Source organism: Pseudomonas sp. TR47, assembly GCF_044143025.1.
In the GTDB taxonomy this organism is placed as follows: Bacteria; Pseudomonadota; Gammaproteobacteria; order Pseudomonadales; family Pseudomonadaceae; genus Aquipseudomonas; species Aquipseudomonas putida_E.
The window spans coordinates 128,996-151,139 of sequence record NZ_JBHFCS010000004.1 but is presented as its reverse complement, the minus strand read 5'-3'; the positions used below and the strand labels follow the sequence as shown (position 1 = coordinate 151,139).

19 protein-coding genes and 1 pseudogene are annotated in these 22,144 nt (G+C 65.1%); 5 read left to right on the top strand and 15 right to left on the bottom strand.

Going from position 1 to position 22,144, the window contains the following annotated elements; all coding sequences use genetic code 11:
• The first annotated feature begins 2 nt into the window (after positions 1-2).
• Entirely contained in the window at positions 3-1,763 is a 1,761-nt protein-coding gene (locus tag ACEWE8_RS06270; RefSeq protein ID WP_046785536.1) for a S8/S53 family peptidase, read from the top strand.
• 34 nt (positions 1,764-1,797) lie between these two features.
• On the opposite strand, the pseudogene ACEWE8_RS06265 reads toward ACEWE8_RS06270, so the two are convergent.
• The 13 genes and pseudogenes from ACEWE8_RS06265 to ACEWE8_RS06205 all read right to left on the bottom strand — a co-directional run.
• Positions 1,798-1,938 (bottom strand): annotated as a pseudogene (locus ACEWE8_RS06265) (DUF6021 family protein); the annotation flags it as partial.
• A gap of 297 nt (positions 1,939-2,235) precedes the next feature.
• Positions 2,236-3,018: a cyclase family protein gene (locus ACEWE8_RS06260; protein WP_046785538.1), complete on the bottom strand. Its 783-nt coding sequence runs from the start codon at positions 3,016-3,018 to the stop codon at positions 2,236-2,238.
• The gene (locus tag ACEWE8_RS06255) at positions 3,015-3,998 is read right to left on the bottom strand and encodes an NAD-dependent epimerase/dehydratase family protein (protein WP_046785539.1); all 984 of its coding nucleotides are present in this window, start codon (positions 3,996-3,998) and stop codon (positions 3,015-3,017) included. The genes ACEWE8_RS06260 and ACEWE8_RS06255 overlap by 4 nt, the downstream gene beginning before the upstream one ends.
• On the bottom strand, positions 3,989-4,981 hold the full coding sequence (locus ACEWE8_RS06250; protein ID WP_046785540.1) for a fumarylacetoacetate hydrolase family protein: 993 nt from the start codon (positions 4,979-4,981) through the stop codon (positions 3,989-3,991). Before ACEWE8_RS06250 ends, ACEWE8_RS06255 begins: the two co-directional genes overlap by 10 nt.
• Entirely contained in the window at positions 4,978-5,550 is a 573-nt protein-coding gene (locus ACEWE8_RS06245) for a cupin domain-containing protein (RefSeq protein ID WP_046785541.1), read from the bottom strand. The genes ACEWE8_RS06250 and ACEWE8_RS06245 overlap by 4 nt, the downstream gene beginning before the upstream one ends.
• 70 nt (positions 5,551-5,620) lie before the next feature.
• Entirely contained in the window at positions 5,621-6,811 is a 1,191-nt protein-coding gene (locus ACEWE8_RS06240; RefSeq protein ID WP_046785542.1) for an MFS transporter, read from the bottom strand.
• Positions 6,801-9,299: an RND family transporter gene (locus ACEWE8_RS06235; RefSeq protein ID WP_367903610.1), complete on the bottom strand. Its 2,499-nt coding sequence runs from the start codon at positions 9,297-9,299 to the stop codon at positions 6,801-6,803. The genes ACEWE8_RS06240 and ACEWE8_RS06235 overlap by 11 nt, the downstream gene beginning before the upstream one ends.
• A 3-nt stretch (positions 9,300-9,302) precedes the next feature.
• Positions 9,303-10,364: a YCF48-related protein gene (locus ACEWE8_RS06230; protein ID WP_046785545.1), complete on the bottom strand. Its 1,062-nt coding sequence runs from the start codon at positions 10,362-10,364 to the stop codon at positions 9,303-9,305.
• A gap of 54 nt (positions 10,365-10,418) precedes the next feature.
• On the bottom strand, positions 10,419-11,786 hold the full coding sequence (locus tag ACEWE8_RS06225; RefSeq protein ID WP_046785546.1) for a DUF1329 domain-containing protein: 1,368 nt from the start codon (positions 11,784-11,786) through the stop codon (positions 10,419-10,421).
• Between the two features lie 14 nt (positions 11,787-11,800).
• Positions 11,801-13,471: a DUF1302 domain-containing protein gene (locus ACEWE8_RS06220; protein WP_046785547.1), complete on the bottom strand. Its 1,671-nt coding sequence runs from the start codon at positions 13,469-13,471 to the stop codon at positions 11,801-11,803.
• 84 nt (positions 13,472-13,555) lie between these two features.
• Positions 13,556-14,680, bottom strand: coding sequence for an FAD-dependent oxidoreductase (locus tag ACEWE8_RS06215; protein WP_046785548.1), 1,125 nt, complete (start codon positions 14,678-14,680; stop codon positions 13,556-13,558).
• Positions 14,681-14,820: 140 nt separating this feature from the next.
• Positions 14,821-15,159: a Rieske 2Fe-2S domain-containing protein gene (locus ACEWE8_RS06210; protein WP_196998019.1), complete on the bottom strand. Its 339-nt coding sequence runs from the start codon at positions 15,157-15,159 to the stop codon at positions 14,821-14,823.
• A 12-nt stretch (positions 15,160-15,171) separates the two neighbouring features.
• Complete coding sequence (locus ACEWE8_RS06205; protein ID WP_046785550.1) at positions 15,172-16,113, bottom strand: VOC family protein; 942 nt, start codon at positions 16,111-16,113, stop codon at positions 15,172-15,174.
• A gap of 279 nt (positions 16,114-16,392) precedes the next feature.
• Between ACEWE8_RS06205 and ACEWE8_RS06200 the strand changes: the two genes are divergently transcribed.
• Entirely contained in the window at positions 16,393-17,331 is a 939-nt protein-coding gene (locus tag ACEWE8_RS06200) for a LysR family transcriptional regulator (protein ID WP_046785551.1), read from the top strand.
• Positions 17,332-17,513: 182 nt separating this feature from the next.
• Positions 17,514-18,671, top strand: coding sequence for a S9 family peptidase (locus ACEWE8_RS06195; RefSeq protein WP_046785552.1), 1,158 nt, complete (start codon positions 17,514-17,516; stop codon positions 18,669-18,671).
• 74 nt (positions 18,672-18,745) lie between these two features.
• On the opposite strand, the gene ACEWE8_RS06190 is transcribed toward ACEWE8_RS06195, so the two are convergent.
• Entirely contained in the window at positions 18,746-19,126 is a 381-nt protein-coding gene (locus tag ACEWE8_RS06190) for a nuclear transport factor 2 family protein (RefSeq protein ID WP_046785553.1), read from the bottom strand.
• Positions 19,127-19,383: 257 nt separating this feature from the next.
• Here ACEWE8_RS06190 and ACEWE8_RS06185 point away from each other — a divergent pair, with 257 nt between their 5' ends.
• On the top strand, positions 19,384-20,727 hold the full coding sequence (locus ACEWE8_RS06185; RefSeq protein WP_046785554.1) for an amidohydrolase family protein: 1,344 nt from the start codon (positions 19,384-19,386) through the stop codon (positions 20,725-20,727).
• Positions 20,728-20,729: 2 nt separating this feature from the next.
• Positions 20,730-21,173 (top strand): heme-binding protein, encoded by a 444-nt coding sequence (locus ACEWE8_RS06180; RefSeq protein WP_046785555.1) that lies wholly within the window; start codon positions 20,730-20,732, stop codon positions 21,171-21,173.
• Here the strand turns inward: ACEWE8_RS06180 and ACEWE8_RS06175 are convergent.
• The gene (locus ACEWE8_RS06175; protein ID WP_395589234.1) at positions 21,164-22,093 is read right to left on the bottom strand and encodes a LysR family transcriptional regulator; all 930 of its coding nucleotides are present in this window, start codon (positions 22,091-22,093) and stop codon (positions 21,164-21,166) included. The two genes, ACEWE8_RS06180 and ACEWE8_RS06175, sit on opposite strands and share 10 nt — an antisense overlap.
• Between the last annotated feature and the right edge of the window lie 51 nt (positions 22,094-22,144).

Below are 22,144 nucleotides of genomic sequence, written 5' to 3'. Positions count from 1 at the left end.
CCATGGGCCGTACACGCATTGCCCTTGCCCTGGCGCTGGCTGTCAGCACCGCTGCGTTCGCCGAGCAGCCGTTGCGCCTGCAACAGCTCAAACGCTGCGGCGACTTGCTGAACAGCCAGCAGCAAACCTGGTGCCTGCGCGTGCAGGGGCTTGGCCAGGCCACACCGCAACTGCTGCTCAGCGGCCAAGCAGTGGCCCCGGAGCGTGTCCAGCGCCAGGGGGATACCTTGCGCCTGCAACTGGACGGCACGGCCGTGCAAAGCGGCCCGCTGTGGTTGCAGGACGGCCCGCGTGCCAGCAATGCCGCCTGGCTTACCCTGCGCAACAACCATGTGCTGGCCGCAGGGCCCAAGGAAGTGGCCAGGAACATGGATGGCCTGACCACCTATGTCGATCTGGTCAGCGTGCTGATAGAAGAGGACCACGACGGCCGCCAGGAAGCCGAACGTTTGGCGCGCAAATACGGGGCCAAGGTGGTGGGCAGCATCGCTCCTCTGAACCTGTATCAGTTGCGCCTGCCCGCCCAGGACCTGGTGCAGCGTGACGCGCTGGTGTTACGGCTGGGCGGTGAAACCAGCGTGGACGCGGTGGTGGTGGAGGAATCGGCAGCCGAAGAGGCAGAACACGCCGCCCCCAAGGCGCCGGGGGCCAGCAAGCCTGCGCAAGGCTCGGACGAATGGGCTGCCAACCGCTTCCTCGATGCGGTGCACTACTACCAGCGGCGCATCCCGGGCCGCCAGGTGCCGGTGCTGCCCACTCCGGTTCGGGTCGGGGTGATCGAACGCAATGTCGACTTCGATACCGCAGATTTTGCCGATTACCTGGGCGCCTGCGAGGGGCACCGCACTTGCGTGTATGCCCAGGATGCCAGCAAGCCGGACAACCACGGCACAACCGTCGCCGGCATTCTCGCCGCCGGCTGGGATGACGGGGGCAACACCGGCTTCCTGCGGGGGCTGGACAAGGCGGCAGGTGGTTTCGAGGTGATTGTCGAACGCAACTCCGATGCCGGTATCACCGCCAACATCGCCGCATCGGTGAACCTGGTCGAGGACGGCGTGCGCGTACTCAACTGGAGCTGGGGCATTCACCGCGTCGGTGCGCGCAACGTGCAAGGCGATGAGGTGGATTCCCTGCTGCGCTCCGGGATTGCCATGGGCGGCTATGAAGAGCTGCTCGAGGAGTTCTTTCTCTGGCTGCGCAAAGCCCATCCGGATGTGGTCGTGGTCAACTCGGCCGGCAACGGCGCCTCGTTCTCGGGCACCGACGAGTATCGCCTGCCCTCCTCCTTCATCACCGAACAACTGCTCGTGGTGGGCGGCCATCAACGTAGCGGGCAGGCTTCTGCCCCTGTCGAGTCACCGAACTACGCCGTCAAGCGCAGCACCTCGAATGTAGACATGCGCGTCGACATCACCGCCGCAGCCTGCGCCCACGCCTCGACCCGCCAGGCAGGCCAGCCCGGCGCGGTGCATTGCGGCACGTCCTATGCCACCCCGATGGTCACCGGCCTTGTGGCCGCGATGCTGTCGATCAACCCGCAGCTGCAGCCCGAGCAGCTACGCATGCTGCTGCGCCGTAGCGCCATGACCATTGGCGGCAATCACGACTTCGAGCGAGAGGACGCCGAAGACCTCACCGCACCGATCCTGCCCTCCGAGCGCAACTTTCAGTTGCATGACCGGGACGTGGGGCGTTCTGCGCGGCTGGACATGCAAAAAGCCCTGGAGCTTTCGGTACAAAGCCGTGAGCGGGTGCGCTGAACATCACCCAGCACATCCGCGCTCACGGCCTCGATCATGTTGCCTTTTTCTCCACATCCCTGGGCGGCTTGGCCGGCCCTTGGGGATCAACCTGCGGGTCGTCCAGATCCGGTGAGTCCGGGTCAAAGCCCAGGTCATCCTCGGCGTCGGCGTGCTCGGACGAGTGCGGCCCCTTGCCTCGCGCGGTTTGCTGCGCGGTGGAATCATGCGCCGTACCGCTTGAGCCGTCTGGCCGACGGGCATCGTTGTCCCGCTCTACTTCACCTTGGCCCTTTGCCTGGCCTGCTTTTTCAGGCGCTAGCGTGCTTTGCGTCTTCATTGCCCCTCCTCAACCTTTGGCGTGATGCAGCGCTGGCAGCCCCACCGGGGCAACCGCTGCTGTAACAGAGGAAGCCTGGACGCCCGATAAAGTTCACCTCGCCATCGTTGTACCGGGATGGGCGGCCAGCTCGGCGGCTGGCCGCCAGCCTTGCTAATCGAAGATGGCCACTGCCCGAACGAACCCGGCGGATGCCTGGCGGATCTTGTAGGGGAAGCAACTGACCATGAAGCCATAGGCCGGAAGCTGCTCCAGGTTGGCCAGTTTCTCCATCTGCCCATACCCGATGTCGCGGCCAGCCTTGTGGCCTTCCCAGATGATCGACGCATCGCCCGTGGCGCTGAAACGATCACGGGTGTACTTGAACGGTGCATCCCAGCTCCAGGCATCGGTGCCGACCACCCTTACGCCCCGCTCCAACAGGTAAAGCGTCGCTTCGCGGCCCATGCCGACCCCGGCTTCGAGGTAGCCGGGCTGGCCAAACAGGCTGCCTGCGCGGGTATTGACCAGCACGATGTCCAGCGGCTGCAGTTGATGGCCGATGCGAGCCAGTTCGGCCTCCACCTGCGCCGCCGTCACCACGTGGCCGTCCGGCAAGTGGCGAAAATCCAGCTTCACACCCGGCTGCAGGCACCACTCCAAAGGCAGCTCATCGATGCCGAACGCCCGCTCGCCGCCATTGGTGGTGGACGCATAATGCCAGGGCGCATCCATGTGCGTACCGCTGTGGGTGGTGATCTGCAGCCGTTCAGCTGCCCACGACTCATCGCCCGGCAGGTCTTCCTTGCGCAGGCCAGGGAACATCGCGGCCATTTCCGGCCAGCCCTGCTGGTGGTCCATGTAGTCGATCTTTGGCAGCAAAGGCGGTGGGTCGGTGTAGGGGTTGTTGTCCAGGGTTACAGAAAGGTCCAGCAAGCGACGCTTGTTCACGTTCATGCACACATTCCTTTACGGGTTGCCGCAATACTGCGGCGCGGTGGCAGATCAAGGGCGTTGCGCAGCAGGCCAAGCACTGAGCCGTCATGGCAGAAGCCCAGCTTGCGGGCCTGGGTTGTGCGCAAGGGTGGATAACGACCGAACAGCGCTTCGAGCTGTGGCTCGGGATCGAAGCTGATGCATGCATGGTTCTCGTCGCCAAGGCAGGCCTGCAGCCCGGCAAGCACCTGGGCGATCGACAAGTGCAGCACGGGCAACTGCCAGATCCGCCCGTAGCCCGGGTCTTGCAGTTCGGCGGCATGCAGCAGGTTGTCCACGCAACAGCGCGCCGACATCCACCAGGCGCTTGCTTGAGCCGAGACCGGGCAGGTATAGGGTTCGCCAGCCGCATAGGCGTGCAACAAGTCGCTCATGAACGCCGAGCGCAGGCCGTTCGGCTCGCGCGGCCGGGCGACGATGCCGGGCAGGCGCAGCGCGCGGCCATCCACCTCGCCGCGACGCGCCAGGTCCTGCAGTGCGATTTCCACCATGCGTTTGTGGGCCGCATAGGACAGTTGTGGTGCGGCCGGCTGGTCTTCATCCATGCGCTGGGGCAGATCGCCGCCATACACCGCAACACTGCTGGCGTACACCAGCACTGGCGGTTGCCGGGCATTGCGCAACTGGTCGAGCAGCTCCAGGCTGCCCTGCAGATTCACCTGGTAACCCAGCTCGTACTGCGCCTCTGCGGCGCCCCCGGGCAGACTGGCCAGGTGGAACACCACATCCACACCATCGGCCAGCGCCCGGCGCAACAAGGCAGGGTCGGTGACACTGCCGTAATGGCGCCGTAGCCGCGCATCGTCGGGCAACCCGTCCAGTTGCTGGTCCAGCACCAGCAATGCCTGGATGCGCTGCCCGCGCAGCGTCCCCGCCTCCAGCAGGCGCCCTACCAGCTGGCGACCGACGAAGCCATTGGCCCCGCTGACCATCACGCGCATTGCCAACCTCCCGGCACCACACGCTGCTCGATGGCGCCGAACAGCACCTCGCCTGAGGTATCCCGTGCCTCCATCCGCACGCGGTCGCCGAAGCGCATGAAGGCCGTGCGCGGTGCACCGTGGGCGATGGTTTCAATGGCACGGCGCTCAGCGATGCACGCCGACCCTACGGAACGGTCCGCGTTGGACACGGTACCCGAGCCGATCAAGGTGCCGGCGCTAAGGCGCCGGGTCAGCGCCGCGTGAGCGATCAGTTGGTGGAACCCGAAATGCATGGCTCCGCCATGGGGGTGGCCAAACCACTCGCCGTTCCACTCCACGTTCAACGGCAGGTGCACACGACCGTCGCGCCAGGCGTCGCCGAGTTCGTCGGGGGTAACCGCCACCGGAGCAAAGCTGCTGGCGGGCTTGGCCTGGACAAAGCCGAAGCCGGTCTTCATTTCCCTGGGCGCCAGTGCACGCAAGCTGACGTCGTTGAGTTGCAGCACCAGACGCACATGCTGCAAGGCCCGGTCCGGCGGGCAGCCCATGGGCACGTCATCGACCAGCACCGCGAACTCGCCCTCGAAATCGATGCCGTGGGCCTCGCTGGGCAAGGGAATGTCGGCCCGCGGCCCAAGAAAGTCGTCGCCGGCCCCCTGATAGATCAACGGTATGTGCTCGACGCCATCGATGGGGTCCAGGTTGAAGGCCTTCTGCATCAGCTCGCCGTGGCTGAGGAAGGATGAAGCGTCCAGCCACTGCCTGGCCTGGGGCAGCGGCGCGGCGAGCAGTGCCAGGTCAAGGTCGAACGCACCCGGGGCCTGCCCGGCGTTGAGTTGCTCATACAATTGCTGCAGGTCGCCCTCGACCTGCGCCCAGTCGTCCAGTGCAGCCTGCAGCGTAGCGGCGATGCTGCTGGCCTCCACCGCCCGCTCCAGGTTGCGGGCAACCACCAGCAGGCGGCCAGCGCGGCTACCGTCATTGAGTGTGGCGAGCTTCATGGCAGCACCTCCTTGAGCTGCTCGGCGTAACGACCGTCAAGCAGGATGAACACCATGCGGGCCATCTGCGCGGTGCGGTTGCTCCAGGCATGGTTGGTGCCGCGCTGCACGACGATGTCACCCCGCTTGAGGTGTACCTCGTCGCCGTCCAGCACCAGCCACACCTCACCTTCAGTGACGATCCCGTAATCCAGGGTTTCTGTGCGGTGCATCAGTTTGTGCTTTGAATCAGCGTTGCCGGTGCCGGCATGCGCTTCGCCGATTTCGGCGAAGGCGGCCGCCGCCTGCTCAGCGCTGACCTGGTTCTGCAGGCTGTCCGGCGGGATATCCACCACGCGGATCACACTGCCCAACGGGCCGGGGCTCAATTGCAGGGGCCGGGCGGTCGGGTCGTCGCCGTTATCCAGCAGCGCCGGGCTGCCGGCACTGTTCCACACTTCGTAGAACACCGTGCCAGGCACCGCCTTGAGCGCAAAGTCATGCGCCGTAGGGCCACAACTGGCCACTACCGCCTGCCCTTGGGAGTCGTGGCCGGTGACGACGCGTTTGAAGGTTGCAAGTGACTGCATGCTGTCTCCTGTCAATTACCGTGGCCGGTGCCAGGGGCGGCACCTGGGCCTGTGTTGGAAAGCTGATCGTTCACAGCGCCCCCACTGCGCCCGCCGCGCGGGCGCGACGCAACAGCAGCAGGCACAGCGGCGCCAGGATCAGTTGGCTGAGGGCAACCAGTAGCAGCGCCTGGGGCAGATGCGGCGCCGCGCCGCCGGTCAGCGCAAGCACCAGCAAAGGGCTGATGAATTCACCGGCGAAAATCGCTGCGGTGAAGCCGCCCGTGGCCCGGCCGCGCTGGTCGAAACCGACGTGCTGCATGACCTGGCTGATCAGGGTGGGCAGCAACAGGCCCACGCCCAGGCCATTGACCATTACGGCCAACACCACCATTGCGTGGCTGGTGGAAAGCGCCATCAGCCCGCCGCCAAGCCCCGCCGTGGCAAACCCCAGCGCCAGCAGGCGGCCAGCAGGCTGGCGGGCCAGCAAACGGAAGGCCAGTGCGCCGGCCAGCACGCCGAGCTGGTTGGCGCCCATGGTCAGGCCCACCTGCTGGGGCGCATCCACCTGCAGCAGTTGCAGCAGGTAACCAACCTGCACAGGTACGATGAACAGGCTCACACCTGCCAGGCCGGTCAGCAGGTAGATCGGCGCCAAGGCGGCCCAGGGAAAGCGTGAAGCCTGGGCGTGTTGAGGTTCGACACGGCGGGCCTGAGGTTCCCACAACAGCAAGGCCATCAGCGGCAGGCACAACACGCCGACTGCATACAGCGCGAACGGCGTACGCCAGCTGTTCTCGCCCAGTGCCCCGCCCAGCCCCATGAACAGGGCGGCTGACAGCGAAGTGGCGACCATTTGCAGGGCAAACAGGCGCTCCCGGCGCTGGCCATCGAAGTAGTCACCCATCAATGTGGTGCAGCAGGTCATGATCCCGGCTTCGGCCAGGCCAATGCCGGCGCGGCTGGCGATGATCAGGCCAAGTGAATCCAGCCACAGCGGCAGCACCCCGCAGACGCTGTAAAGCAGCATGCTGGCGAGCAGCAAAGACCGTCGGCCGACACGGTCCGCCAGCATCCCGGCCCATGGTGCCGCCAACGCAATCACCAGCGCAGGCAGCGTCAGCACGACCGGTACCAGCACCGCGACGCCGGGCGTCTCGGTGAAATGCATCTGCATGCGTGGCAGCACAGGCGCGATCAGCACTGCCCCCAGCACCGGCAGGCAGCTGCCGAACAGCAATAGCAGCGCCTGAACACTGCCGGCGATACGTTCAGCGGCCATGGCTCACCTCCTCCAGCGAATGAAGCTTCGCCTGGCGCGGGGTGAGTTCAGCGCCTGCCAGGCACTGTTGCGACAAAGGCTCACGAGCAGGCAACACCGGATCCGCCTGCGAACGCACCTGGCCTTGCGGCAGCAGGAAGTAGGCCAGTGCCGGCAGCAGGACCAGTGCCCCAACCATGTTCCACACGAACATGAAGGCCAGCAGCACGCCCATGTCTGCCTGGAACTTGATCGGCGAGAAGATCCAGGTGCCCACCGCAATGGCCAGGGTCACGCCAGTCAGCATCACCACCTTGCCGGTGAACAGCAGCGCGCGGTAATACGCCTGGGAAAGGCTCGCCCCCTGTCGCAGCTGGGCCAGCACGATGCTCATCACATAAAGCGCGTAGTCCACTCCGATGCCGACGCCGAGCGCGATCACAGGCAAGGTCGCCACCTTCACGCCGATGCCCAACGCCACCATCAACGCTTCGCAAAGGATCGAGGTGAGCACCAGCGGCAACACCGCGCAAAGCACCGCACGCCAGCAGCGGAAGGTCACCAGGCAAAGCAGGATGACGGCCCCATAAACCCACCAGAGCATGTCGCGGTTGGCCTGTTTCACCACCTGGTTGGTGGCGGCCTCGATGCCGGCGCTGCCGGCAGCGAGCAGGAAGGTGGCCTGTTCGCTGTCGTTGTCGCGGGCAAAGGCCTGCACGCTGTCCACCACCCGCGCAAGCGTGTCGGCCTTGTGGTCAGTGAGGTAGGCATAGAGCGTGAGCAGGCTGCAGTCATCGTTGTACAGCCCGCGCGGGGCGTTGGCGGTGACCATGTTCAGGGTCGCCTGGTTGTTCACCAGCTCGTACCACTTCGGGCTGCCTTCAGACAGGCCAACCAGTACCCTGCGGTTGAGCAGCGCCAGTGAGTTGGTCGAGTCCACGCCCGGCAGGCCGCGCAACTGCCAGTCAAGGTCGTCCACACGCTTGAGGGTATCGTAGGCCGAGCAGCCGCCGGCTGGCGTGCGCACCATCACCGCAAACACGTCACTGCTGGCACCGTAATGCTCGGTGATGAAGGCGTTGTCGCGGTTGTAACGCGAGTCCGCACGCAGCTCGGGGGCGCCAGCATCCAGGTCACCGACTTTCAGGTGCAGGCTCACGGCGAATCCGCCAGCGGCCATCAGTACTGCCAGTGCAATGCACCACGCCGCCCAGCGGCGCCGGGTGAAGTGGTCCAGCAGGCGCCACATCGCGTGCTTCTGCGCCCCGCTTGCCTCCGCCTCTTCGGCGCGCAGGCTACGGCGCGCACCTCGGGCGCTGACGCCGACATAGGAAAGCAGCACCGGCAGCAGGATCAGGTTGGTGAAGATCAGCACCGCCACGCCGAGGCTGGCGATGACGGCAAGGTCCTGGATCACCTGGATACGGATGATCATCAGCACCGCAAAGCCCACTGCATCACACAACAGCGCAGTGAGCCCGGCCAGGAACAGCCGGCGGAAGGTGAAGCGCGCCGCCACCAGGCGGTGCATGCCGCGGCCGATGTCCTGCATGATGCCGTTCATCTTCTGTGCGCCATGGCTCATGCCGATGGCGAACACCAGAAACGGCACCAGCACCGAGTACGGGTCCAGTTCGTATCCCAGCACCGGCAGCAGGCCCATTTGCCAGATCACTGCCACCAGTGAGCAGGTCACCACCAGCGCCGTACTGCGCGCACATCGGGTGTACCAATAGAGCACGACAGCCGTGATGGCGATGGCGGCGGCGAAGAACAGCAGGATCTGCCTCAGCCCATCGATCAGATCGCCCACCACCTTGGCGAAGCCGGTGATGTGAATCTGCACACCCTGCTGCTGGAAGCGTTCACGCAGGGTTTCCAGTTCGCTGGCGAAGGCGGTGTAGTCAAGCGCCTTGCCGTCCGGCGTCGTTTCCAGCAGCGGCACGTAGACGATGCTCGAACGCTGGTCGAAGGCCACCAACTGGCCGATCTCGTTTGAGCGTTCGACGTTGCGCTTGAGCGCTTCGAGGCTCGCGAGGCCGCCGTCGTAGCCGTCGGGGATCACCGGGCCGCCTTCCAGGCCCTCCTCGGTCACCCCGGCCCAGCGGGTTGAGGGGGTCCAAAGCGACTTCATCGCCGCACGGTCGACGCCCGGCAGCAGGTACACCGCGTCGTTGAGCTGCTGCAGGCTGTGCAGATAGTCCTTGTCGTAGATGCTGCCACTGGGGTTGGCCACGGCGATGCGCACCGCGTTGCCCAGGCCGGCAAGTTCCTGGCGGTGTTCCAGGTAGTTGTGGACGAATGGGTGATCGCGCGCAATCGTCTTCTCGAAGCTGGCGTTGAGCGTCAGGCGCGTGGCCTGCCAGCCAAGCAGCGAGGTCGCGGCCAGGCACAACAGCAGGACCAGCGCCCGGTGGTTGAACAGTGCACGCTCCAGCAGCGACCCGGACATGTTGTCGAAGTCATCGAGACGGCCGCTGCAAGGCGCGGGCGGATTCATGGCATGCATGGCTCAGTCCTTCGTGGAAGAGGAAGAAGAAGGTGCCAGGCGGCGTGCACCGGCCATGCCGACGGCGACGATGGCACCGTCGGCGGCAGTGGTGGCGGCAGTCAGTGGCAGGCCATCGGAGACCGGCAAGGGATGCGCGGCAAAGTCGCTGAGGCTGCTGCGCAGCAGCATCCCGGCCTGGTTGGCCAGCAACACGTGATCACCGGCGACGCGGATGCCGTTGAGCGAAGCAGGAATCGGGTTGGCCAACGCCTGGAAACTGGCACCGCCGTCATCGGAGGCAAACAACGAACCGCGCAACCCGCCGACCAGCAGCCGCCCGTTGGGCAGCACGCTGGCAGCGAAGTAGCTCCCGTCATAAGGGCCTTGCAAAGCCTCGAAATGAGCACCGCCATCGCGCGAACGCAGCAGCAGGCCCTGTTCGCCGGCGACATACACGTCAGCGCCCTGACGTGCCAAGGCATACAGGTGCAGGCCGCGGCGGTTGGGCAACAGGCCCATGCCGGACTGCCAGCTGCGCCCGCCGTCGGCCGTGATCATGGCCAGGCCGTAGGCGCCCACGACCAGGCCGTGCTGCGCATCGGCAAAGCTCAGCGCCAGCAACGGCTTGTCGGCACCGTCGGCCAGCAGCCGTTGTGCCGCGGCCAAACGGCGCTCATCAGCAGATGCCTCGGCTGCCTGCAACTCCAGCGCAGCGGCGCGCTTGCCGTCGAGCTGCAAAGTCCAGTGCTCGCCGCCATCCTCGCTGCGCAGCACTACGCCGGCGTGGCCAACCGCCCAGCCGTTGCGCTCGTCGACGAACTGCACCGCGGTCAGGCTGACACTCACCGGCACGGTCTTGGCCTGGCGCCAGGCCTTGCCGTTGTCATCCGAGAGCAGCACCACGCCACGTTCGCCCACCGACACCAGGCGCGTACCGGCACGGGCCACATCCTGCAACACCGCTCGCAAGGCCTGGGGGCCCTGCACTGCGGGCTGCGAGAGCACATCCACGCTACCGCCGGCGTAGGCCGGGGGCAGCGCGCAACAGGCGGCCAGCAGCCAGCCATGGAGCATCTTGTTCATCGCACGCAACCTTTTGTTCTTGTAGTCGATACAGCCCAGGTGCAAGGCGCCTGCTCAGCGCACGCCCTCACCCGCCATGGCATCGGCGGTGAATACCGAGTCCTTGTAGGGCGGCACGATGCGGTACTGCTCCTGCTTGCCGGCAAACAGATCGCCGGCAAACCACGCGCCGGACAGCAGGTCATAGAAGCCGTTGGTCAAGGTCACCACGCCAGGCAGGTCAGGCAGTACCACCGGCGAGGTCCAGACCACTTTGGCCAACTGGTTGCGTGCGTCGTATCGCTCACCCAGCACCGCCGCCCAGGTGTCTTCATCGAGGTAGTAGGTGCTCTTGGGCATCACGTGACGCTGGCCCTCCTTGAGCGTCGCCTCCACCACCCACACCCGATGCAGTTCCCAGCGGATGGCTTGTGGCTTGAGGTGATGCGGGTCGAGCAGCGCTTCGGCGTTGGCGGCGGTAAACACCTTGTTGGCGTTGTAGGGGATGTACATCTCTTTCTTGCCCACCAGCTTCCAGTCGAAGCGGTCCAGGCGGCCGTTGAACACGTACAGTTCGTCGAAACTCATCACCCCCGCTGTAGCTGGGGTCGGCGTGTCGCAGCAGGCATTGGGCAGGCGGCGCACGCGGCGCTGACCAGGCAGGTAGGTCCACACCGCCGCTTTATCGGCATTGAGGTTTTCAAGGCCGGTGATGGCCTCGCCCGCCCGCAATGGCGGCCCATCGTTGGTCATGCGGATGGACCAGAACACACCTTTGTCACCACTGCCCCCAGGCAGATACCAGGGCATCTGCAAATCGGCGCGCGAATCGTTGGTCAGCACGTGCTTGCCGTCGGCGGTGGTCAGGTACTGGTTGAAGCTGGCGTGCCACGAGGCCCCGCGCCAGCGCAGCAGGTGGTTCCACATGGCTTCTACGCCATTGCCCGGGATCGGGAACGGAATGCCCCCGGAGGCGCCTTCGGGCATGGCGCCGGCAGGGCCGTCCACCAACTTGCCGCTGGTGGCGTTGGCAAAGGTTGCGTCATACACCGATTGCGGTGCGGCAGCGCTGCGGTGGGTCGGGTAGACGTCCAACCGGTAGCTGTCGGGGTACTTCTTCAGCATCGCCTGGATGCCTGGGGTCAGCTTGTCAGCGTACTGCGTCATGTTCTGCGCAGTGATGGTCAGCAGCGGCTTGTCAGCGGCGAACGGGTCGCCACGCTTGCCGCCGTCCTTGTAAGCGGCGTCGACCTGGGTGTAACCGCCGGTCCAGGCGGGGATACTGCCGTCGGCATTGCCGGCACGCTCGCCGCCCAATGGGGTCAGTGTGGTCTTGAGCGTTGCCGCCTGCTCGGGGGACACCGCGGCAAAAGCGCCGTGGGCGAGCAGCAGCGAGGCACTCAGGGCAGTGAACAGGGAAACGACTTTATTGTTGTGTTTCATCGGGTAGTCCTCGGTCAGAAGGTACGGCTGACGGTGAAGGCGATGAAGTCGCGGTCTTTGAGCGACTGTTCGAAGGTGTAGTTGTTGTCGGCATCGAGGAAGGTGTTTTCCGGGCCGTAGTAATGCGTGTAGGTCAGGCCAAGGCTCCAGGTATTGAGATAGTTGCCCTTCAGGCCGATGTTCAGGTCGCCGCCATGGTCGGTGCCAAAGCCGGTACCCAAGGCCATCGAGGCACCGTTGGTGTAGCTCGCCCCGATCGGCACCGAGAGGTCCAGGCCTGGGTAGATCTGCCGGTACATCGGTTCGAAGACCAGGCGCAGGCTGGTGGCGTCCCGGTCAGCGTTGGGGTCGACGGCGTCGGCGTTCTTGCTCACGCTCATCACCCGGTTCCAGGCAATCTCGCCCAGGAAGGTCGACTCGGCGGCAATGAAGTTAGGCTCCAGGCTCGCCAGCCAGGAGACGTTGGCATGCAGCGTGCGGCCGGTGGCGTAGACCGGGTTGTCGTCGTTGTCGATCACCTCGCCCGTCGCCAGTGCATGCTGGTTGGTCGAGGCCAGTGGCTGGTTCCAACGGGTGGAAAGCTCGCCAGCGACGTTGAAGTTGCCCAGGGTGGTGGAAAAACTGGCGCCCAGTGCCTCGATGCCCTCGGGGTACACCCAGTAGAACTCGCCGGCCTTGCCACTGACCGGGTCGAGGTTGGCGAAGTCGGGGCGTACGTTGAGCTGCGGTGACTTGTCGTGGAAGCGAATGGCATAGAGCCCCCAGTCCACGGTCTCGGTGCGCCAACGCAACTGCACACCGCCCTGCCCCGAGTCTTTGGCTTCCTTGTCGTTGCCATGATAGAAGGCCAGTGGCTGGCCACCAGGGAACACCGGCGCGCCAACGAACATGCGCTCTGCGCCGTCCCCAAAGAAGTCGTCGTTGGAGAAATAGCTACCGGCTGCCGGCAGGCGGTTGGCCTCCCACTCGAACTGGTAGTAGGCGCCCAGGGAAACATCCGGCGTCAGCTGCAACTGCCCGGAAATCTGCTGCACCGGGCGGATCAGCTCCTTGAACTGGGTGTTGGGCACCGACAGGCCCTTGACCACATCCACCGGCGCCATGCCCCCGGCGATGCCGTTCATTCCGTAGAACAGGCTCTCGCCCCACTGCATGGCGTAACGGCCCAGGCGGCCAGACACCGGCAGTTCACCGATCTCGGCCTTGCCAAAGATGAACGCATCGAGCAGCTCGCCCTTGCGCCCGTGCAAGGTGCGGGTGTCATCGGTGAACTCGTCGAAATCTACCGAATAGCTGTTGGCGCGGCTGGGGTCGCCATTGTCGGTACCTTGGTTGTAGACATCGTCATACCAGGCCGCGCCACTGACCCGGGCGCCGACGTTGCCGTAGGTCACATCCAGCTCTGACAGCAGGTCCAGCCGGTTGGAAATCAGGCCTTTGTCGAAGTTGCGGTCACCATCATCCAGGTTCAGTGCCGTCTGCCCCTCGGTGAGTTTGCTGCTGGCATCCTGGGTGCGCCAGGCGGCGCTGTACTTCAGGGTATTGTCCCAGCGTACCCTCAGGTCCGGGTTGCCAGTATCGAATTGCAGCGCCTGGGCCTGGCTGGCCGCGAGCGCAAAAATCGCCAGGGTGAGGGGTTTGAGCGGCGGCAACGGCCGGGCGGTTGCACCTTTACGAGTCAACATCGTGGTTTCCTCTTTCTTGTTCTTGTGTCGGTGTTGGCATGCGTCGCGGCGCGCCAGCAAGGCAGGGTGCGCCGGGCACAGGTATCAGATCGGCCGGGCCGTGACCTCCAGCATCTGCTTGACCAGGCCGATGCGGTCAAAGGACGGGTCACGCTGGACCTCTTTCTCGCCCGCCAGCAGCGACATGTCGCTGATGAACTTGCAGCGCTCGAAACGGCGGCCCATGAAGCACTGCAACTGCTCGTCCAGGCTGCCGCCGGCGGTCAGCGCTTCGGCCAGCACCACGGCGTCTTCGATGGCCATGCCCGCACCCTGCCCCAGGTGCGGTGTGGTGGCATGGGCCGCATCGCCAATCAGCAGCACGCGGCCGCGGTACCAGGGCTCGTCGACGAACACCGCCTCCAGTGGCTTGTAGACGACCTCTGCGCTGTCACGGATCTGTTCGCGCAGCTCACCGATCAACCCGCCAAACCCCGCCAGGCGCTGGCGCAGGCCAGCAGCAAGCCCGGCCGGGTCCATCCACGGGTTGCCCGGTTCATGGGAGGTGGTGAACAGGTACATCAGGTTGTCGGCCAGCGGCACCAGCCCAGCATTGCCCGAGGGGCCCTGGTAATTGGCCAGGTGGTCGATACCGGCTGCGCGCGGGAAGTTGTGACGCCATACCGACTGGCCGGTGAATTGCGGCTGGTAGGCATCACCGAACAGCAAACCACGGATCTTCGAGTACAGGCCATCGGCACCGACCACCAACGCATAGCGCCCCTGGCGGCCATCGCTGAACAGCACGTCCACGCCAGTGGCATCCTGCTCGAAGCTCTCCACAGAGGTGCCTAGGCGCACCTGGGTACCGAGTTCGATGGCGGTTTCGCTCAGCACCTTGTGCAAGGCACGGCGGGAGATACCGACGTTGGCCGGGTACTGCGGGCCGGCCAGGCGCTGCCCCGGAATACGCGCCAGCTGGTGGCCTTCAGTGGTGTAGATGGCTACGTCCTCGAAGGCGTAGGCCGCGCTCAGGTAGGCATCGAGCACCCCCAGGCGGTGCATCTCGCGCACCACGTTGCTCTGCTGGATGATGCCGACGCCGTAGACGGTCCACTCGGTCTTGAGTTCGACCAGGTCGACCGCCATCCCCTTGCGGCGCAGCGCGATGGCGGCGCACAGCCCGCCAATCCCGCCGCCCACGATCAGTACGTTGCTCACAGTATTCATGGCATCCCTCACGTCTTGTTCTTGTTGTTCGCCGCAGCGTGGGCGGCGGGCATTTCCTGTGCCTTGGGCACAGCTTCCCGGCAGCGCCGGGCTTTGACCAATCGAGTCCTGGGATGCGACCTATCACGCGGCGCGATACCTCAGGGGTGCAACTGTTGCAGCGGCACTACCAGCCAGCCGTCCACCTCGCGGTGATCAAGCGCCTGCAGCGCATCGCCACGGCAAGGGCCGTGAACGCAGGTGCCATCGTCAGGCCGAAAGCGTGCGCCATGGGCGTAGCAGACCACCCACTGGCCATCGGCACTGAGGAAGCGGTCCTTGCGGTACTCCAGCGGTACCAGCAGGTGCGGACACCGGTTGCGGTAAACACGCACAACGCCGCGGTGCCGCAGGGCGAACAGGCTGTCTGCCCCCCTGCCCTGCGGGTCGAAGCCGCGTGCCTTGCCCTCGCCCAGTTCCGCGAGCGGGCACAGCGCCACGCAAGGCACAGCTCAGGGCTGCTTTGGCGGTGGGCCACCGGGCGCCCACTTCTCCCGCGAAGCGAAAAGGAACAGCTGCGAGTTGTCGGCCGACATCGGTGCCTGGCGCGCCGCCCACTCATCGTCATGCTTGTCCATGTCGGCGTCGTACTCGATGTGGCAGCCCAGCGGGCTGTTGAAGTACCAGAACCAGTTCGAGCCCAGCAGGTGACGGCCCGGGCCCCAGAAACTGGTCCAGCCCTTTTGCTGGAAGCGATTGCCGGCCAGCAACACTTCCGTGCCGCTGCCCATATGGAAGGTGAAATGCTCGCAGCCCTGCATGTGTGGCGGCGTCTGGATCATGAACAGGCAGTGGTGATCGTCCATGCCAGCGGTACGCATGAACGGGCCGACGCCGATGAAACTGTCAGTGGTGACGAAGCCCAGGCGGTCGCGATAGAAGGCTTCGCCTTTGGCCGCATCGGGCACGAAGTACACCACATGAGACAAGGTGCGCGGCTGCGCTGGCATGTCCAGCGTGATGCCCAACTGGTTGAGTGGGCGCTGCGGCGCGCTACCGGGAGCGTTGGTGAGGTCGGCCGGCGCCTGGAAGCTGCGTCTGCAGGAGACCTGGAAGGCGATGGCAAAGCCCAGGTCGTCGACACTGTGCAGCACACCCTGCTCGTCACGGCGCACCTCGCGGTCGCGCCCCAGCTCGTCGGCGATGGCCTCAAGGTCCTGCGTCGCTGCCACGCCGTAAACGGTTTCACGCAGCGATGGGGTCGGGCCCAGCGCCGGCGGCAGGTGGGGGTCATCGCCGTGACGGATGATGATCGCAGTGCCGTCGAGTGCTTCGAAACGGCCACCGTCGGGATCCAGTTGTACGGCTGTGAGGCCGTAATCACGCAGGCAATCGGCGCAGGCCTGGATATCGTCGACGCCGAATACCAGTGCGTCGAGTCCAAGAATGTTCATGGCTACCACTCCATTGAAATTGTTGTTCGGTGCCAGCCAGGGTCACCGGTAGCAGGTCGGCGCGGCGGGCAGGCCGCTCGACTGGAGGGCAGATTGCTGGCTGATCGGCCAGGCTGACCAATCGCGAGTCAGGATGCGAGGCATCGGTAATCGCGATACCTGTGCGCAAGCCCATGGCGCCTGGCGTTGGCTCGGGTGGACAGCGGATTGGCCTTGACGTATCGGCAATGCGGCGGGAAGGTATCGCGAAAATAACTACAAGAACCGTGAGCTATCACCATGCGCTTTCACCACCTGGATCTGAACCTGCTGGTCGCACTGGATGTCCTGCTCGAAGAGCAGAACATCACCCGTGCCGCTGAACGCCTGCACATGACGCAATCGGCCACCAGCGGGGTGCTGGGCCGCTTGAGAACGTTTTTCGAGGACGAACTGCTGGTGCAGGTCGGCCGCAAGATGCAGCCCACACCCTATGCACTGGAGCTGGCCCAGCCGGTGCGCGAGGTGCTGCTGACCATCCGCTCCTCGATTACCGCCAAGCCGGTGTTCGACCCCTCGAGCAGCAAACGGCACCTGCGCCTGGTGACCTCGGACTACCTGATCAGCGTGCTGTTCGCCCAGGTCATCCAGAAAATCCACCTTCAGGCGCCGCACATCACCTTCGAAATGATCAGCCCCGGTGACAACAGCGCCGAGCTTCTGATGCGCGGCGAAGTCGACATGATGATCGTGCCCGAGCGTTACCTCATCGATGGCCACCCGTCGCAGCTGTTGTTCGAGGAAGACCACGTGTGCGTGGTCTGGCGCGACAATCCGCAAGTCGGCGAGAGCCTGACGCTGGAGCAGTACATGCAGATGGGGCATATCTCGGTGGGCTTTGGCCGTAACCGGCACCTGAGCATCGAGGACTGGTTCATGAACCAGTACGGCTTCAACCGCCGCCTGGAAGTGATTACCAACGACTTCAACACCCTGCCGCAGCTGCTGGTAGGCACCCCCCGCGTGGCCACCATGCACCGGCGCCTGGCGCAGCTGTATGCCCGCTACCTGCCCCTGCGCATCCTGCCGCCACCGGTGAAGATCCCGGTGATGCGCGAATTCATGCTCTGGCACCGCAGCATGGAGGGTGACCCCATGCACCGCTGGTTGCGTGAACGCATCAGCGACTTCATTCAGCACGTCGACCAGCAACCCGACGCCCTGCTCGCCAGCGCCTGAGCGGCAGCCATCGCCCCGGCCGGCGCAACGTCGCCGGGGCATCGCGTTTGGCGATACCTCGCATCCTTGTTCACGATTGGCCCCACCTCGCCGTGTCTGCGTACCTTGCCTTCGGACAGCGCCTTGCGTACCTGTCGCAATTGTCAGGCGCCGGACTCAACGACCGCAGAAGGACAACAACAATGTTCCGTTACTTCCCCACCAACTATGTCTGGAATCTCTCGGTGGACCTGGCCATCGAAATGGGCGCCCGCCTGGGCGAGATCGAAGCGATGTGCGCGCCGCTGCAGGAGGCGGCCCTGCAACCCGACGCCGCCGGCACCCAGGCGTTTCGCGAAACCTGGTCGAAGATGGCCGACAAGCTCTGCGCCCTGGCCGAAGAAGACGAGGCCGCAGGCCGATGCCTGTCCGCTGGCGAAAAATACAACCGCGCTGCCACTTACTACCTGACCTGCGAACGCCTGCAGGCGCATGGTGCGCCAGGGCGCGAGGCCCTGTACCAGCGTTTTCTCGAGACCTTCGCCCGCGGCATCGACCTGTCCCGGGAAAACTGCGAGCGGGTGGAAATCCCCTACGAAGGCCAGCATCTGAGCGGGCTGCTCGTGCGCGCCGAAGGCACGACCGGCCCGGCACCACTGCTGGTGCAGGTCAACGGGCTGGATTCGACCAAAGAGATGAAGTACCGCGTCGGTCTGCCAGCGTGGCTGGCCAAACGTGGCGTGTCCTCGCTGATCATCGACCAACCCGGCACGGGCGAGGCGTTGCGCCTGCAAGGCCTGACCGCGCGTTACGACAGCGAGCATTGGGCCAGCCGCGTAGTGGACTGGCTGGAAACCCGCCCGGAAGTCGACCCCAAGCGCATCGGTATGGAAGGGGTATCGCTGGGGGGTTACTACTGCCCACGTGCGGTGGCCTTCGAACCGCGCTTCGCCTGCGGTGTGGTGTGGGGCGCCAACCACGACTGGCGGGATGTACAGAAGCGTCGCCTGGAGAAGGAAGGCGACTTCCCGGTGCCGCATTACTGGGCGCACGTGTGCTGGGTCTGGGGCGCCAAGGACATGGACGAATTCATGACCACTGCCGAAAACGTGCACCTTGATGGCGTGCTCGACCGCATTCGCGTCCCCTTCCTGGTGACCCACGGCGAAAAGGACTCGCAGATCCCGCTCAAGTGGGCCCATCGCACCTACGAGCAGCTGGTCAACAGCCCCAAGCGCGAATTGAAGGTCTTCACTGAGCGCGAAGGCGGCGTGCAGCATTCAAGCTTCGACAACAGCATCAATGCCGGCCAGTTCATCGCCGACTGGGTTGCCGAAACGCTCGGCGGGCATACCGCCTGAACCCTTGCTGGTGAAGGTGCCGGGGCAGCCTTTATGGCGACTGCCCCGGTGCCTGTCAGCGGTTCATGCCGTCATCAGGCCGGTGCCCGCGTACCGTGGAATGATGCGATCCGCCACCCCTTCTCCCGTTTGACCCAAAGCTGCGTGGCGAAACCTTCGGCGCGCACCGGTTCGCCGCCGCCGCGTTTTTGCAGCAGGTTGCATTGCACCCCGCTCATCAGCGCCAGCCCGTCGGCAAACACCCGCACCGTCAGCTCACCGCGATCCACGGCCAGGTAGCGCACGGCATTGCGGGCATAATCCAGGTACTGTCCTTTGTCCTGCACCAGCCCCGTGGTGTGGACATAAAGCAGATCATCGTCGAACAGCACCTCGAGCTGCTCATGGTCCTCGTGGACCAAGGCGCGCTGGCGTTCGGCTTCAAGGCTCAGCAACTCATCACCAATAGCCTTCATGGTACTTCCTTCAGGATTGATTGAGCGGCACATCCTCACCTCACCCCCAGCATAAGGAACAATCGTGGATATCCATGCCTGCCATCGACACTGACGATACCTGGCCATTGCCCCCTGCCGGCCCGGGCAACCCGGCAGCCACAGGGGTTGCGGCAGGTATCGATGCCATCAATGGGTGGCCAACGACAGGATCTGATGGTGCCTGCCGCCGCAGGCACATAGCCTGCCGGAAACAACAAGACGAGTAGAACCCGACCATGAGCGCCCTGCACCTTCACTGCGCCACCCTGTTCGATGGCGCCAGCCTTCAGGCACGCCAGCAACAGACGCTGATCATCGAAAACGGCCTGATACGCCATGTTGGCGCGACGGCCCAGGCGCCACGCCCATTGCCCGGTGACCGCGAAGTGCGCGGCGACTTCGTCATGCCGGGGCTGGTAGACGTGCACACCCACCTGGCGTTCGGCAACGCCCAGAGCGAGGAAGACATCGACATCTGGACCAGCGACGAATTCCGCGCCTTGCGCGGCATGTTCTTCGCCCAGCACGTGCTGGCTGCCGGGGTCACCTCGATGGTCTGCCCGGGTGACAGCGGCCAGCTCAGCATCGCCGTGCGCAACACGGTCAACGCCGGGCTCTTCGAAGGCCCGCGCATCGCGGCAAGCAGCCGCGTGATCACCAACCGGCAAAGCCTCAACGACTGGTTTCCCAGCCGCGTCGGCGCACCGGAATACTTCACCGCTGCGCTGGTCACCAGCCGTACCGAAGCCATCGCGCAGATCCGCAAACAGGCCAAGGATGGCGTCGACCTGATCAAGATCGCCATGGACGGTACGCACCGCCGCCCCAACGGTGAAATCATCGCCGCCTTCACAGCCGATGAAACCCGCGAAATGGTCGACGAAGCGCACCGCCTCGGCTGCCGGGTAGCGACGCATGCCTACGGCCGCGAAGCCGTGATGTACGCGGCCAAGGCAGGCGTCGATCTGGTCTTTCATGCCTTCTACATGGACGACGCCTGCATCGAAGCACTTCTGGAGGCAGGCAGCGTGCTGGCGCCCACCATGACCTTCCCACAGAACACCGTAGATTTCTGCCAGCCCCACGACCCGGCGGTGACCACAGGCTACGCCGGCTACTGTGCCCGCACGCTGGAACTGGGCACGCCGGTGCTCAAGCGCGCCAAGGCGGCCGGTATTCCGTTCGCCTGCGGCAGCGACAGCGGTTTTGCCGTTACCCCTTACGGTGAGTGGCATGCGCGTGAACTGGAGTTGCTGGTCACGCGCCTGGGCTTCACCCCGGCACAAGCGCTGCACGCTGCGACCAATGTCGGCGCACGCCTGATGCCACGCGGTGAAACGCTCGGCACCCTGGAGCCAGGCAAACAGGCCGACCTGTTGATCCTCGACGGCTCGCCGCTTGACGACATCCGCATCCTGCAAGACCGCAACCGCCTGCAGGCGGTGTACAAGGCAGGCCAGCCGGTGCGCCTGCAACGCACGCCCTACAACCCTAAGCAGGTCTCGGACTTCAACTCCCTGAAATGGACCGAACTCTACACCCGCGACCGTGTAGCCGAACTTGGCAAATGGAGCCAGTGACCATGCAGACACTCGATTTCGAAACCGCCGCGCGGCTTGCCGCGTCTACGCTGCGACACGCCCGGGCCTTGGGCGTGCGGCCTTTGGCAGCCGCCGTGCTCGATGCTGCAGGCCACCCGCTGGCGCTGTTGCGCGATGAGCAGGCCAGCGCCTTGCGCCCACAGATCGCCACCGCAAAAGCCAGCGGCTGCCTGGGTATGGGCTTCGGTGGCCGGGAGCTGGCAAGGCGCGCTCAGGTGATGCCAGCATTCTTCGACGCGATCAACAGCCTGACCCAAGGCCACGTGATCCCAGTACCCGGCGGTGTTCTGCTGCGCGACACCGAGGGGCGCCTGCTGGGGGCAATCGGCGTCAGCGGTGACACCTCGGACAACGATGAGCGTTGCGCCTTGCTGGCCATCGAAGAGTTCGGCCTGGTCGGTGACACGGGCGACCTTCAGGCGTGATCTACCCCGGCCGCCTGCTCGGTCAGCACCTGTCGCAGCCAGCTCAGGGCCGGGTCGGATGCTTGTTGCGGGTGCCATTGCACCACTTGCACAGCCACCGGGAAGGCGATGGGCGATGGCAGTACCCGTAGCTGATGATGACGCGCCAGCCCTTGGGCCTGGCGCCGAAACAACGTAGCGATGCGCGGCGTACCGGCGACGAAGTCGCCCATCAGCGCGAAACTCTGCACCGCCACGGCCACACGCCGCTCAATGCCGATTTCACGCAGGTGCTGGGTGTCGAGCGAGAGGTTCTGGCCATCGGTGAACTCGCGCACGACATGCGCGGCTGCACAGAACTCAGCCAGGCCAAAGCCCGCCTGGTAAGCCACTGCATGCGCGCAAACAACGCAGCACAGCTCATCCTCGAGCAACACTGAGTGGGGGTAGCGCGGGTTTATGCGCCGCTGGGGCACGACCACCAGGTCGCTGCGGCGATAGTCCAGTGCCTCGGCAACCACGTCACCGTCACGCGACAGCGGCAGGTCGCGAACCGTCAGCGATATGCCGGGCGCCAGGCGCGCCAGTACACGGCTGAGCGCAGGCATGACAGTGGCCGCCACATAGTCCGACGCCACCAGGGTAAAGCGCCGCTCACAGCGGCCGGGGTCGAAGTCCAGGGACGTCTGCACCACCTCCCCGACCAGGCTTAGTGCCTTTCGCACTCTGGGTGCCAGCTGCCGCGCCAAGGCACTGGGCTCAAGGCCGCGCCCGAGCGGGATCAGCAGGGGGTCCTGAAAATGTTCGCGCAGGCGCCCCAGCGCAGCGCTGGTGGCAGACTGGCCAAGGTTGAGGCGCTGCGCCGCCCGGCTGACGCTGCACTCCTCGAGCAGCACATCCAGGGCGACCAGCAGGTTGAGATCAAGACGTCGATAGCGCATGGGCAACTTATACCCGACAGGGGTGCGCTCACGATGCGGTTTTCGCACTAC

What these genes read in the sequence shown, in the direction of transcription:
- ACEWE8_RS06270 (WP_046785536.1), top strand. Translation starts at nt 3, where the DNA reads ATGGGCCGTACACGCATTGCCCTTGCCCTGGCGCTGGCTGTCAGCACC.
- ACEWE8_RS06260 (WP_046785538.1), bottom strand. Translation starts at nt 3,018, where the DNA reads ATGAACGTGAACAAGCGTCGCTTGCTGGACCTTTCTGTAACCCTGGAC.
- ACEWE8_RS06255 (WP_046785539.1), bottom strand. Translation starts at nt 3,998, where the DNA reads ATGCGCGTGATGGTCAGCGGGGCCAATGGCTTCGTCGGTCGCCAGCTG.
- ACEWE8_RS06250 (WP_046785540.1), bottom strand. Translation starts at nt 4,981, where the DNA reads ATGAAGCTCGCCACACTCAATGACGGTAGCCGCGCTGGCCGCCTGCTG.
- ACEWE8_RS06245 (WP_046785541.1), bottom strand. Translation starts at nt 5,550, where the DNA reads ATGCAGTCACTTGCAACCTTCAAACGCGTCGTCACCGGCCACGACTCC.
- ACEWE8_RS06240 (WP_046785542.1), bottom strand. Translation starts at nt 6,811, where the DNA reads ATGGCCGCTGAACGTATCGCCGGCAGTGTTCAGGCGCTGCTATTGCTG.
- ACEWE8_RS06235 (WP_367903610.1), bottom strand. Translation starts at nt 9,299, where the DNA reads ATGCATGCCATGAATCCGCCCGCGCCTTGCAGCGGCCGTCTCGATGAC.
- ACEWE8_RS06230 (WP_046785545.1), bottom strand. Translation starts at nt 10,364, where the DNA reads ATGAACAAGATGCTCCATGGCTGGCTGCTGGCCGCCTGTTGCGCGCTG.
- ACEWE8_RS06225 (WP_046785546.1), bottom strand. Translation starts at nt 11,786, where the DNA reads ATGAAACACAACAATAAAGTCGTTTCCCTGTTCACTGCCCTGAGTGCC.
- ACEWE8_RS06220 (WP_046785547.1), bottom strand. Translation starts at nt 13,471, where the DNA reads ATGTTGACTCGTAAAGGTGCAACCGCCCGGCCGTTGCCGCCGCTCAAA.
- ACEWE8_RS06215 (WP_046785548.1), bottom strand. Translation starts at nt 14,680, where the DNA reads ATGAATACTGTGAGCAACGTACTGATCGTGGGCGGCGGGATTGGCGGG.
- ACEWE8_RS06205 (WP_046785550.1), bottom strand. Translation starts at nt 16,113, where the DNA reads ATGAACATTCTTGGACTCGACGCACTGGTATTCGGCGTCGACGATATC.
- ACEWE8_RS06200 (WP_046785551.1), top strand. Translation starts at nt 16,393, where the DNA reads ATGCGCTTTCACCACCTGGATCTGAACCTGCTGGTCGCACTGGATGTC.
- ACEWE8_RS06195 (WP_046785552.1), top strand. Translation starts at nt 17,514, where the DNA reads ATGTTCCGTTACTTCCCCACCAACTATGTCTGGAATCTCTCGGTGGAC.
- ACEWE8_RS06190 (WP_046785553.1), bottom strand. Translation starts at nt 19,126, where the DNA reads ATGAAGGCTATTGGTGATGAGTTGCTGAGCCTTGAAGCCGAACGCCAG.
- ACEWE8_RS06185 (WP_046785554.1), top strand. Translation starts at nt 19,384, where the DNA reads ATGAGCGCCCTGCACCTTCACTGCGCCACCCTGTTCGATGGCGCCAGC.
- ACEWE8_RS06180 (WP_046785555.1), top strand. Translation starts at nt 20,730, where the DNA reads ATGCAGACACTCGATTTCGAAACCGCCGCGCGGCTTGCCGCGTCTACG.
- ACEWE8_RS06175 (WP_395589234.1), bottom strand. Translation starts at nt 22,093, where the DNA reads ATGCGCTATCGACGTCTTGATCTCAACCTGCTGGTCGCCCTGGATGTG.